The organism is Streptomyces cinnabarinus, assembly GCF_027270315.1.
GTDB classification, from domain to species: domain Bacteria; phylum Actinomycetota; class Actinomycetes; order Streptomycetales; family Streptomycetaceae; genus Streptomyces; species Streptomyces cinnabarinus.
In genome coordinates, this window is the sequence record NZ_CP114413.1 from 7736794 (window position 1) to 7747866 (window position 11073).

9 protein-coding genes and 1 tRNA gene are annotated in these 11073 nt (G+C 71.3%); 3 read left to right on the forward strand and 7 right to left on the reverse strand.

Going from position 1 to position 11073, the window contains the following annotated elements; all coding sequences use genetic code 11:
* Positions 1-24 precede the first annotated feature (24 nt).
* Positions 25-98 (forward strand) — tRNA-Pro (locus STRCI_RS34940).
* 60 nt (positions 99-158) lie between these two features.
* Here STRCI_RS34940 and STRCI_RS34945 read toward each other — a convergent pair.
* The 3 genes from STRCI_RS34945 to STRCI_RS34955 are packed head-to-tail and all read right to left on the reverse strand — an operon-like array spanning position 159 to position 2841.
* Positions 159-683 carry a hypothetical protein gene (locus tag STRCI_RS34945; protein ID WP_269662971.1) on the reverse strand — a complete coding sequence of 175 codons (525 nt, stop codon included), beginning with the start codon at positions 681-683 and terminating at the stop codon, positions 159-161.
* A complete protein-coding gene (locus tag STRCI_RS34950; protein ID WP_269662972.1) occupies positions 680-2137 on the reverse strand; it encodes a sensor histidine kinase in 1458 nt (485 codons plus the stop codon). The genes STRCI_RS34945 and STRCI_RS34950 overlap by 4 nt, the downstream gene beginning before the upstream one ends.
* A gap of 11 nt (positions 2138-2148) precedes the next feature.
* Complete coding sequence (locus STRCI_RS34955) at positions 2149-2841, reverse strand: response regulator transcription factor (RefSeq protein ID WP_269662973.1); 693 nt, start codon at positions 2839-2841, stop codon at positions 2149-2151.
* 139 nt (positions 2842-2980) lie between these two features.
* On the opposite strand from STRCI_RS34955, the gene STRCI_RS34960 reads away from it, so the two are divergent.
* Complete coding sequence (locus STRCI_RS34960) at positions 2981-3790, forward strand: DUF3152 domain-containing protein (RefSeq protein ID WP_269662974.1); 810 nt, start codon at positions 2981-2983, stop codon at positions 3788-3790.
* A gap of 14 nt (positions 3791-3804) precedes the next feature.
* Here STRCI_RS34960 and STRCI_RS34965 read toward each other — a convergent pair whose 3' ends face one another.
* The 4 genes from STRCI_RS34965 to absR1 all read right to left on the reverse strand — a co-directional run bounded on the left by STRCI_RS34965 (position 3805) and on the right by absR1 (position 9188).
* A complete protein-coding gene (locus STRCI_RS34965) occupies positions 3805-4572 on the reverse strand; it encodes an NPP1 family protein (RefSeq protein ID WP_269662975.1) in 768 nt (255 codons plus the stop codon).
* A 12-nt stretch (positions 4573-4584) separates the two neighbouring features.
* Entirely contained in the window at positions 4585-5700 is a 1116-nt protein-coding gene (locus STRCI_RS34970) for a glycoside hydrolase family 19 protein (RefSeq protein ID WP_269662976.1), read from the reverse strand.
* 17 nt (positions 5701-5717) lie between these two features.
* A complete protein-coding gene (locus STRCI_RS34975) occupies positions 5718-7901 on the reverse strand; it encodes an RICIN domain-containing protein (RefSeq protein ID WP_269662977.1) in 2184 nt (727 codons plus the stop codon).
* Positions 7902-8102: 201 nt separating this feature from the next.
* The gene (gene absR1, locus STRCI_RS34980; protein ID WP_269662978.1) at positions 8103-9188 is read right to left on the reverse strand and encodes a beta-glucuronidase AbsR1; all 1086 of its coding nucleotides are present in this window, start codon (positions 9186-9188) and stop codon (positions 8103-8105) included.
* Positions 9189-9285: 97 nt separating this feature from the next.
* Here absR1 and STRCI_RS34985 point away from each other — a divergent pair, with 97 nt between their 5' ends.
* The gene (locus STRCI_RS34985; protein WP_269662979.1) at positions 9286-11064 is read left to right on the forward strand and encodes a LuxR family transcriptional regulator AbsR2; all 1779 of its coding nucleotides are present in this window, start codon (positions 9286-9288) and stop codon (positions 11062-11064) included.
* Positions 11065-11073: the final 9 nt, after the last annotated feature.

The following is an 11073-nucleotide window of genomic DNA, read 5'->3' on the forward strand; positions in this document are numbered from 1 at the left end:
CGGGTCACCGCGAGATGGGCGCACCGGGACGTGGCGCAGCTTGGTAGCGCACTTGACTGGGGGTCAAGGGGTCGCAGGTTCAAATCCTGTCGTCCCGACGGTGCGAAGGGCCTTCGTGGGCAGCAGTCCGCGGGGGCCCTTTTCCTATGGGCACGGTCCTATGGGCACGGGACGGTGAACCCCTCGTGGCCGACGACGTTCACCGGCAGCGGTTCGGCGGTGGGGTCCGAGACGCGGCGCGCCGCCGTGACCGTACAGATGATCTGGGCCGCACCGAGGTCGCTCAACTCACCCGAGGACGACAGGCCGACGGAGATGGAGTCGTCCCGCTCGGTCACCGTCAGCAGGTCCGGCCGGGGGCGCTCCCGGGGCGCGAGGCTGGCGCCGCCCGGCGGGTCGGGGGTCGGCATGCCGGTGAGCAGCGGGAGTTCGGTGGTGAGCCGCTTGCCGCGCTCGGCGTCGTCCGGGCCGAGCAGCAGCACCCGCAGGGCGTCCTCGACCTCGACCGGCGCGCCGATCTGCCGAGGCACGGCGATCAGCTCGCCGTTCACCACGAAGTAGACGCCGATCGTCGGCACCACCCCACTCGCGGGACCGCCCGCCTCCACCACACCGGTCGTGGGGATGCCGCAGGAGGTGAGCGCGCACAGGGACAGGGCGGCGAGGAGGCGTGGAGGTCTCATGACGGGCCCTCCGGGGACGGCCCGTCGGCGGGCAGGGGGAGTCGTAAGGTGAACACGGCGCCCCCTTCGGGCCGGTTCGCCGCGCTGATCGTGCCGCCGTGCATCCGGACGTTCTCCGCGGTGATCGCGAGGCCCAGGCCGCTGCCCTCGGTACGGGTGCGGGCCGCGTCCGACTTGTAGAACCGCTCGAAGACGTACGGCAGCACGCTGTCGGGGATGCCCGGACCGCTGTCCAGCACCTCGATCACCGCGCCCCGCTCTCCGTCCGCGGACAGCCTGAGCAGGACCGGACGGGCGCCGTGCCGCAGGGCGTTGCCGACCAGGTTGGCGACGACCACGTCCAGGCGGCGCGGGTCGACCCGGCCGCGCAGGGCATCCGGCGGCGGCAGCTCGCACTCCACCAGGCCGGTCCAGGCGCGGGCGGCGAGGGTGCGGCGCAGTGACTCGGCGAGGTCGATCTCGTCCCGGTGCAGCACCGCCGCGCCCGCGTCGAAACGGGAGATCTCCATCAGGTCGTCCACCAGCCGGGCCAGTTTCACGGTCTCCTCGCTGATCAGCCGGACCGCCTCGGCGGTGTCCGGGGCCAGGCGCTCGGCGTCCTCGTCGAGCACGTCGGTGACCGCCGACATCGCGGCCAGCGGAGTGCGCAGCTCGTGCGACACGTCCGCGGCGAACCGGCGGGCCCGCGCCTCCATGCCGCGCAGTTCGGCCACCGACTGCTCCAGCGCGGCGGCCGTCTCGTTGAACGTGTGCGACAGATCGGCGAGTTCGTCGGAGCCGTTGACCGCCAGCCGGGTGTCCAGACGCCCCTCGGCGATGGAGCGGGTGGCCCGGCGCAGCGCCCGCACCGGCCGCAGCACCCCGCGCGCCGCCAGCAGCGCCAGCAGCACGGCGAGCCCGAGGGCGGGCACGGTGGCCCGCTCCACGGCGTCGACCAGGGCGTCGACATAGGCCCGTTCCGTGGACTGCGGCACGGTCAGGAAGACCCGGACGCCGGATGGGTAGGCGCCGCCGTCGGACGCGGCGAAGGTGACCGACATGCCGACGACCAGCGAGGTGTGGCCGCCGCTGTCGACCCGTTGGAACACCGTGGCCATGCTCGACTCGACGGAGGCGCGCAGGGCGGGGGTGAGTTCTGAGAACGGGTCGTCGGGGATCGAGGTGGCGCTCAGCTCGCCGTACGTGGCCAGGACCCGCCAGGTTCCGGTGGGTTCGACATTGGCCACGTCCGTCGCGAACCGGCGCAGCTCGTCCTCGCCGGGCGGGAACGCCAGATCCTGGGCGAGCCGTCCGACCTGGGTGCGCAGCAGTTGGATCACCGTGTCCTGGCTCTGCTGGAGCACGCCCCGGCGCGCCTCGCGGAAGGTCAGCGCGCCGGTCGTGGCGGCCGTGACCGCGGCGACCACTACGAAGGCCACCACCAACCGCACGCGCAGACTGCGCAGTTGCGACACGCTCGGCCGTCTCACCGGGCCGCGAACCGGTAGCCGAAGCCGCGCACGGTCTGGATGTAGCGCGGCTCGCGCGGCGGTTCGCCCATCTTGGCGCGCAGCCGCTTGACGCAGGCGTCCACCAGCCTCGCGTCCCCGTGATAGCTGTGCTCCCAGACCGCCTCCAGCAACTGCTGTCTGCTGAACACCTGGCCGGGGGAGGCGGACAGGGTGAGCAGCAGCCGCAGTTCGGACGGGGCGAGCGCGATCGGCACGCCGTCCCGGGCGACGCAGAGCCCGGCCCGATCGACGGCCAGCTCGCCGTAGGTGTCGATCTTCGGGATCCCGGCCTCGCCGGGCGCCCCGGTCGCCCGGCGCAGCACCGCCCGGATACGGGCCTGGAGCACCCGCGCCTGCACGGGCTTGACCACGTAGTCGTCGGCGCCCGCCTCCAGCCCCACCACGATGTCCTCGTCGTCGCCCCGCGCGGTCACCATGATGATCGGCAGGGTCTGGTCGAGGGCGCGCAGCGCATGGCAGACATCCAGGCCGGGCATCCCCGGGAGCATCAGGTCCAGCACCACGACGTCCGGCCGGAAGGACCGCACCCGGCCGAGACCGTCCTCCCCGTTCTCCACGGCGGCGACCTCATGTCCCTGGCGGCGCAGGGCGAGTGCGACTGCCTTCCGCACGGCGTGGTCGTCCTCGATCAGCAGTACGCGTGGCATGCGGTCAGTATCCGCACGGCGGTGGACCATCAGCGACGTTGTTACGGGATGATCATATAAACCCGCACTCCGCCGTCCGTTATCTCTTCGTTACCGCTTGAGCCAGGGTCGATCACACTGCGATCACAGCCTGGCGAACATGACCACGCGCACCGCACGTTCATCCCGTGGCCGACGACGCGCCGCCCCGCGCAGGCGGAGGGCGCCGCTGTGGGGAGCCGTGGCCGCACTGGCCGTCCTGGGCGCCGCCGGTTTCGCGGTCGTGGACGCGGCGGACTCTCCTTCGCCACGCCACAAGTCCCGTTCTTCGGCGCCTCCTCGGGCCACCGGGTCCCCCGCTCCCTCTCCTTCCCCGTCACGCGAGGCCACCGCCGAGCCCGACATTCCCTCGACGGGTCCGGGCACGTTCACCGGCGCGGGCGGCTCCGGCGGGAAGGCGGGATCGGGCCCGGCCCTGCGCTACCGGGTCGAGGTGGAGGACGGACTCGATCTCGACGCGGCGGACGTCGCCCGGCAGGTCGAGCGCATCCTGGCCGACCCGCGCGGCTGGACCGCGGACGGGCACTCGGCGTTCCAGCGGGTGCCGGACGGCACGACCGACTTCGTCGTGCGGATCGCGACCCCGGGGACCGTGGACGAGATCTGCGCGCAGCATGGCCTCGACACCCATGGCGAGTACAACTGCAACGTGGCGCAGAACGTGATGGTGAACCTGGAGCGCTGGCTGCTGGCAACACCCGTCTACGCGAAGGACGTCACCGCGTACCGGGCGCTGATCATCAACCACGAGGTGGGCCACTTCCTCGGTCACGGTCACGTGGGCTGCCCGGGGCCCGGTCAGCCCGCCCCCGCCATGATGCAGCAGATCAAGGGCATGCACGGATGCGTGCCCAATGTCTGGCCGTATGACGAGCGGGGGCGGTACGTGACCGGGCCGGCCGTGTCCTGAACCGGGGGAGCGGATCAGGCGTACGGGTCGAAGGGGATCCCTGACGGCTTCGAGTTCGCCAAGGCGTACTGGAAGTCACCGTCGTCGATCTTGATGGTCGCCGAACCGAAGTCCGCGCCCATCAGCTTGTCGCGGTACCCGGCCGGATAGCCGTTCCAGCCGACGAGACGCGGGAAGAACCAGTTGCCGGTGTGGTTCTCGGCCGGCTCGTCATTGCCGCCCGCGAAGCGGAAGCAGTGACTCGATATGCCGTCCTTGTGGTAGACGATCTTCGGATGGGTGCCGTCGAAGCGGATCGCCGAACGGGCCGCCACCTGGTACGAGTTGTGCTGCGACACCGACACGTACTGGACCTCGCTGTCCCGGACCCACACCACCACGTGCTCCCAGTCATGGGTGTGCCCGAGCGCCGCCGGGCCCAGGGTGATCTGGTCCTTCTCGAAGTAGCTGGCGTACATGATCGCGCACCAGCCGTTGTTGCACTCGGCCCGTGAATAGGTGTTGGCGTTGGCGAGTTGGGCGTGGTCACGGCACTTGCCGTTGACGTCGCCGCCCAGCCTCAGGCCCGGGTTGAGGGTGCCGTTGGCGCCGATCGCGGCGGTCGCGTAGCAGCCGTCACGGTCGTAGTCGTAGGCGGGGGAGAAGGTCTGCTCCAGGCCGTCCGCGTTCTGTGGCAGCAGGGTCAGCACGTCCGCGTGGGCGCTCGCGGGGAGTGCCACGACGAGCGTCAGCGCGCCAAGCGTGCCGAGGACGGCCCGGGTCAGGGATCTCAGTGTGCGCATCGCCTCTCTCCGTCAGCAGTAGAGGTTGCCGCCGGGGCCGACCCCGAGGATCGAGGTGAACCGGTTGTAGGCGTCCACCCGGGACTGCACCTGCGCCGGGTTGCGGCCGTCGCACTCCAGGGAGCCGTTGATGCTGCGGATCGTCTGCCCGAAACCGGCCTGGTTGACCATGGCGTTGTGCGGGGTCATGGTGCCAGGGCCGGTCTGGGTGTTCCAGTACCACAGGCCGGTCCGCCAGGCGACGGAGGCGTCGTTCTGCACCAGCCAGGGGTTGTTGAGCAGATCCAGCCCCAATGCGTCTCCCGCGGCCTTGTAGTTGAAGTTCCAGGAGAGCTGGATCGGGCCGCGGCCGTAGTAGGCGGCCTGGCCGGCCGGGCAGCCGTACGACTGGCCCCAGTCGCAGTAGTGGGGGTAGTTGGCGGTGTTCTGCTCGACGACGTGGACCAGGCCGCCGGTCTCGTGGTTGACGTTGGCGAGGAAGGCCGCGGCCTCCTGCTTCTTCACGGTGTCGCTGCCGGTGTTCGCGAATCCGGGGTAGGCGCTGAGCGCGGCCCGCAGGCCGCTGTAGGTGTAGAAGGAGTTCCGGTTCGGGAACATCTGGTTGAACTGCGCCTCGGAGACCACGAACCCGGACGGGTTGGTGCCGCCGCCGCTCGCGGGCGCGGTCCACTTCTGGTTGGCGCCGCCGGTGCAGCTCCAGATCTGCAGCCGGGTGCCGTTGGCGCTGGTGTTGCCGCGGACGTCCAGGCACTTGTTGGCGGCCGGGTTGACGATGTCCCGCGCCGAGCTGACGACCCACTGCTGGTTGGCGCCGCCGGAACAGTCCCAGAGCTGGACCGACGCGCCGTCCGCGGTGGAGCGGTCGACGACGTCGAGACACTTGCCGAGCGCGCGCAGGGTGCCGTCACCGGAGTTGGACCACACCTGTGCGCCGGTGCCGTTGCAGTCGTAGAGCTGTACGGCGGTGCCGTTGGCGGAGCTCGCGCCCGCCACGTCGACGCACTTGCCGGCGAGGCCGGTGATGGTGCCGGAGGCGGCCTGGGCGGGAGTCGCGGAGAACAGGGCCGCCAGGAGGGCGGCGAGCACGGCGAGAATCGTGCCGCGTCCGATGATGCGTGGGGTGGACATGATGAACGAGGCTCCTTCTACGGGTAGTTGCTCAGGTTGGCCACGTTGGTCGTGGAGTTGGACGGGCCACCGCGGTCGTTGATGACGTGCCGGATGGTGCCGGTGCCGCCGAGGGAGACCGTCACCATGCTCCGGAAGGTCACGCCCGCGCGGTTCGGCGCCTCGATGGCCCGCTCGGCGGTGACGCTCGGGTTGACGTTGAAGTAGCAGTAGCTGCCGAGGCCGTAGGCCTGGTGGCTGGTGACGCCGTCCGCGACCTTGTAGGCGGCGTAGCCCTGGGTGGAGCCGTTCATCCAGGCGGCCTGGTTGGGCGGGTCGTAGGGCATCTCGTTCTGGTAGAAGTACGTCCGGCCGCCGTTGCCGTTCCAGATGGTCTGGTACTTCTGGTAGTGCTCGACGAACAGGCCGTACATGGTGACGTCGTCGCCGTTGACGATCAGGCCGGTGTCACCGGTGTTGGAGTTCCAGCCGATGCCGGTGCCGTGGTCGCCGCGCCAGATCCAGGTGTGGTCGCCGATGACGTGGTCGCTGTTGACGACAAGGCTGGTGGTCGCCTTGCCGACGGCGGCGCCGCCGACGCGGAAGTAGACGTCGTGCAGGGACGTCGGGTTCGCGGCGTGCGAAGCGGAGGAGCCCGCCGGGCCGACCTCCATCAGGGTGGGCGAGTTGGTGGTGCCCGCGTCGAAGAGGACGCCCGCGACCTTCACCCCGTCGACGTCGGCCACCTTCATGGCGGTGACACCGTTGTCGGGGATGAACGTGGCGAGGCCGAGTCCCAGGACGACCGTGTCGGCGCGGTTGACCTGAAGCGTCTGGTTGAGGTGGTAGACGCCCGGGGTGACCAGGAGGTTCTTGCCCGCCGCCAGCGCCGTGTTGATGTCCGAGGCGGTCGCGCCCGGCTTCACGACGTAGAAGCTGTCCAGGGACAGCGAGCTGCCGGCCGGAGAGCCGCCCGCCCAGCTGGTGGCCGTGGAGTTGGTGCGCACGGACGGCACGAACACCTTGTAGGCACCGTCACCGTCGATGTACAGGAATGGCTTCTCCCGGCTGACCGGGGTCTGCGCGACCGTGGTGTACGGCGGGTTGGGGAAGCTGGTGCCGGGCACGCCCTGGCTGCCGACGAAGACCATGTTCCAGTTGGACCCGGTCCAGCTGCCGAGCTGGGAGTTGCGGGTCAGCCACTGCTGCTGGGTACCGGAGTTGACCTGGCCGTCGACCTTGGTGTCGGCGAACAGTCCGCCGCTGGCCCAGCCGCCGTCGTCCAGGGCGAGGTTGCCGCGCAGATGCATCCGGCGGTAGGACGCGGCCTGCGAGACCGCCCAACGGTCGTTGCCGCCCGTCGGGTTGACCGAGAGGTTCTCGGCGCCGCGCCAGAAGTTCTGGGTGGCGTTCTGCGGCGGGAACCAGTCGGCCTCGGCGTGCACAGCGCCGTTGATGGTGACCGCGTCGGGGGAGAGGCCGAGCCCGGCGACCTGGGTGTAGAAGCCGACGTTGACGTCCGCGTCGTAGGCGCCCGGCTTGAACAGCACGGCGTGGCGCTGGGAGCCGAACTGGTTGGTCTCCTGCTGCTGGAAGATCGTGTTCAGCCGGGACTGGATCGTGGAGGACGCCATCGAGGGGTCGAACACGACGACGTTCGGGCCGAGATCGGGCGTGGCCGTCGACTGGGACACCGGCACCACCTGGAAGCGCTGGGCCGCGCTGCCGTTGCAGGTGTACTGCACGAACTGCACGCTGTCGGCGGTGGCGGCGGCCGGGTCGTCCAGGCACTTGCCGCTGTTGCGGTTGACGAAGCGGTACGCGCCGCCGCCCAGGTCGACGGGCAGCCACTGCTGGTTGGCGCCGCCGCCGTAGGACCACAGATGGACCGGAGCGTTGTCGGCCGTGGAGACGTCGGAGACGTCCACGACCTGGGAGGTGTTGTTGGCGTTGCTGATCCGGACGTAGCCGTCGCTGGTGGCGGTGAAGCTCCAGCGCTGGGCGGTGGTGCCGTTGCAGGAGTACTGCTGCACGGCCGTGCCGTTGGCGGTGCCGGCCGCGCGGGCGTCCAGGCATCTGCCGCTGGCGGCGTTCATGACGGTGGCGAAGCCGGTGGGCAGCGCCTGGGCCGCGGCGTGCGCGGGTGTGGGGAGGGTGCCGAGCAGGCCGGCGGCCAGGGAGAGAACGGCCAGGGGGATGGCCGGGGGGTGGGGTCTTGACATGCCCACGGAACTTAAAGGTCTGGACCACTTACGTCAATAGGTGAAGTAAGTATTGAGGTAAGTGGGTTGCAGTCCAGGGACAGAGGTCGGCGAACGCGACGCTGCCGGGACGTCACCCTCCCCCGAAGGTGGCGTCCCGGCAGCTCCCCCGGCGCCGGACTGGTGGTCCGTCCGTCCGTGTGCGGTCCGTACCCGTGCCGATTACCAGCACATCACCGCGGTTTCCCCCGACCCCCAGGCGGAGTACAGGCGCACACGGACGAAGTAGCGGCGGCCCTTGACGAGATGGGCCTTGATCCTGGTGTTGCCGGACGTGCCCGAGTCGTCCTGGCCGGTGAGATAGCGGGGCTCGCCGTCCCGCTCCTCGAAGACCACCACGACGGTGTCGCTGTCGCCGAAGGTGCCCACCGTGTACTCGCGGGTCTCCGACGGCTCGACGGTGAAGTCGGCCTGCTCACCCGGGCCGAGACCGATCGGCGCCGAGCGGAACGGCACCAGCGCGGTCGGCCTTGCGGGGCCGGTCGGCGGGTACCAGCGCAGGACGAACTCCTTGTCGGCGGGCGAGAGAGCGCCGGGCGGGTTCAGCCCCCCGCGGAACTGCTCGGGCTCCAGGATCAGCCCCGCCTCGAAGGGGTACTCCATGATCGACTGCGGGTCCCAGGCGGAGCCGTTGACCTCGTCCGGGTCCAGCTTGCGCAGAATGTTGAAGAACGTCGTCTCCCGGCTCCAGAAGTTCGGCGGTCCGCCGAGGTCCGCGACGACGGCCTCGTCGTCCCAGTGGATACCGGCGAACGGGCTCTGGTGCTCGTGCAGCATGCCCAGCGCGTGCCCGATCTCGTGCAGAGCGGTCGCCCGCTCCCCGGGCACGGTCAGGTCCCAGCCGAAGTTCATGGTGCGCTCGTTCAGGCCGACCTGGAGCGCGTCCTTGCCCACGGTCGACCAGGAACCGTCACCCGGCTGGAACCCGATCCGCAACTCCGCTTCCGAGCGGTCCGAGACCTCGGTGAACGACACCCCGATGCCGAGGTCCCGCCACTCCTGGAAGCACTCGCGCACCACGTCCCGCTGCTCCTTCGCGCCGACCCACGACACCCGCCGGGACCCCCCGGTCCCCGGTACGGAAATCACGGACGCGTCGTTGTCGCCGTCGAAGAAGCAGTAGTGCAGGACCGTGTTGTTGACCCACATCCGGCGTCCGCCGATGAGCGCGCGCTGCCGCTCGGCGGTCAGCCCCGGTGCCAGAACGGGGGCCGACTGCTGCGCGAGGGAGCAGTAGCGAGCGGTCATGCGGCAAGGTTGCCGCCGTGGGCCGCCCCGCGCCTGAGTCGGGGGCTACTCAAGTCACCCTGTATCAGGGGTGAGTAACCCGGCTCTATTGGGTGTGATGACATTCGAACGGGATGCGAAGACCCTGGAACTGCCCTGGCCGTTCACCGGACGGGACAGCGAAGTCGAGCTGATCCGCAGGTCACTGGCCGCGGGGCGGCACGGAATCGTGGTGACCGGGTCCGCGGGCTGCGGCAAGACCCGGCTCGTCGCGGAGGCCGCCCGTGGCACCGACTGCGCCCTGGTGGCCGGGACGCCCGAGGCCCGCTCCATCCCCTTCGCCGCCTTCGCGCACCTGCTGCCCGAAGAGGTCACCCTGCACCGCGCGGTACAACTCCTCTCCTCGGTACGGCTGCTGATCGTCGACGACGCCCACCTCCTCGACGACGCCTCCGCCGCCCTGGTCCACCAGCTGGCCGTGCAGGGCCGCACCCGGCTGCTGGTCACCGCCACCGACGGCATGCCCGCGCCCGGCGCGATCTCCCGGCTGTGGACCGGCGAGCTGCTGCCCCGGCTCGTCCTGGACCCGCTGCCGCCCGAGGAGACCGCGCACCTGCTCGCGGCCGGCGCGGGCGGCGGCCTCGAACCGCTCACCGTGAACCGCCTGCACCGCCTGTGCCAGGGCGATCTACGGCTGCTGCGCGACCTGTTGGGCGCGGTGCGCGAGCGGGGGCTGCTCACCCGGGTCCCGGGCGTGGACGCCTGGGCCTGGCGCGGCCCGCTGCCGCTGACGGCGACCGTGCGCGAGCGCGCCGCGCGCGTCCTGGACCGGGACCGCCCCGAGGAGCGCGAGACCCTCGAACGCCTCGCCTTCGGCGAACCCCTCGCCCTGGACATGGACGCCTTCGACCTGTGGGTCCTCGAACGCCTGGAAGCCGACGGCCTGATCCGCATCGACGACCGGGGCGCCGTCCGCCTCGTCCACCCGCTGCACGGCCCGGTGCTGCGGGCCGCGGCCGGCCGGCTCCGGGCGAGGCGGCTGGCCCGCACCCCGGACCAGTGCGCCGCCGCCCTCGAAGCCGAGACCGCCGCACTGACCCGGAGCGTCCAACTCGCCGACGTACGGGCCGTGTCGGCGCCGGTGGGGGAGTGGCTGGTGGACGAGGGCGAGCGGGTACCGGCCGCATACGCGGCCGTACGCGCCCGGTTCGCCCGGTTCGGCGGACGGCTGCGGGAAGCCGAGGCGTGGGCCAGGGAAGGACTGCTGGGCGCGCCCGAGGACCGGTGCTGCCGCCATGAACTCGCCCTGGCTGTCGCGCAGTCGGGAGATGTGAACGCTGCTGTGGAAGCCGGGGACGGCTGGCCCGCCGTCGCCCGTGGCGACCTGGACGCCGCCCTGTCGGCCGTGGAGCCGTACGACGCCGTACGCCTCGGCGCTCCCGAGCGGGCCGCGGGACGGCTCGACGGGGTCTTCGCCCAGCACGCCGACGCGCTCGCCCGCGGGGACGGGCCCGCGCTGGACCGGGCCGCCGAGGCGCTCCAGGAGCGCGGGCTGCTGCTGTACGCGGCCGAGGCGCACGCCCAGGCCGTACGGGCCCACCGCGACCCGCGCGCCGCCCGCACCTCACGCACCCGGGCCGTCGCCCTCGCCCGCCGCTGCCAGGGCGCCCGCACCCCGGCCCTGTCCGGCCTGGTCCTCGGCGAACTCACCGCCCGGCAGCGCCAGATCGTCACCCTGGCGGCGGCCGGCCTCAGCAACCGCCAGATCGCCGAACGGCTCACCCTCTCCGTCCGCACGGTCGGCAACCACCTCTACAGCGCCTACGCCCGCCTCGGCGCGAGCGACCGGGGCGCGCTGTCCTGGATGGTGGAACTGCCGGACGCGCAACCGGCGTGAGGGAGTCCG

Excerpts from the sequence above, each read along its gene's own strand:
- STRCI_RS34945 (WP_269662971.1), bottom strand. The coding sequence starts at position 683 with ATGAGACCTCCACGCCTCCTCGCCGCCCTGTCCCTGTGCGCGCTCACC.
- STRCI_RS34955 (WP_269662973.1), bottom strand. The coding sequence starts at position 2,841 with ATGCCACGCGTACTGCTGATCGAGGACGACCACGCCGTGCGGAAGGCA.
- STRCI_RS34960 (WP_269662974.1), top strand. The coding sequence starts at position 2,981 with ATGACCACGCGCACCGCACGTTCATCCCGTGGCCGACGACGCGCCGCC.
- STRCI_RS34965 (WP_269662975.1), bottom strand. The coding sequence starts at position 4,572 with ATGCGCACACTGAGATCCCTGACCCGGGCCGTCCTCGGCACGCTTGGC.
- STRCI_RS34970 (WP_269662976.1), bottom strand. The coding sequence starts at position 5,700 with ATGTCCACCCCACGCATCATCGGACGCGGCACGATTCTCGCCGTGCTC.
- STRCI_RS34975 (WP_269662977.1), bottom strand. The coding sequence starts at position 7,901 with ATGTCAAGACCCCACCCCCCGGCCATCCCCCTGGCCGTTCTCTCCCTG.
- absR1 (WP_269662978.1), bottom strand. The coding sequence starts at position 9,188 with ATGACCGCTCGCTACTGCTCCCTCGCGCAGCAGTCGGCCCCCGTTCTG.
- STRCI_RS34985 (WP_269662979.1), top strand. The coding sequence starts at position 9,286 with ATGACATTCGAACGGGATGCGAAGACCCTGGAACTGCCCTGGCCGTTC.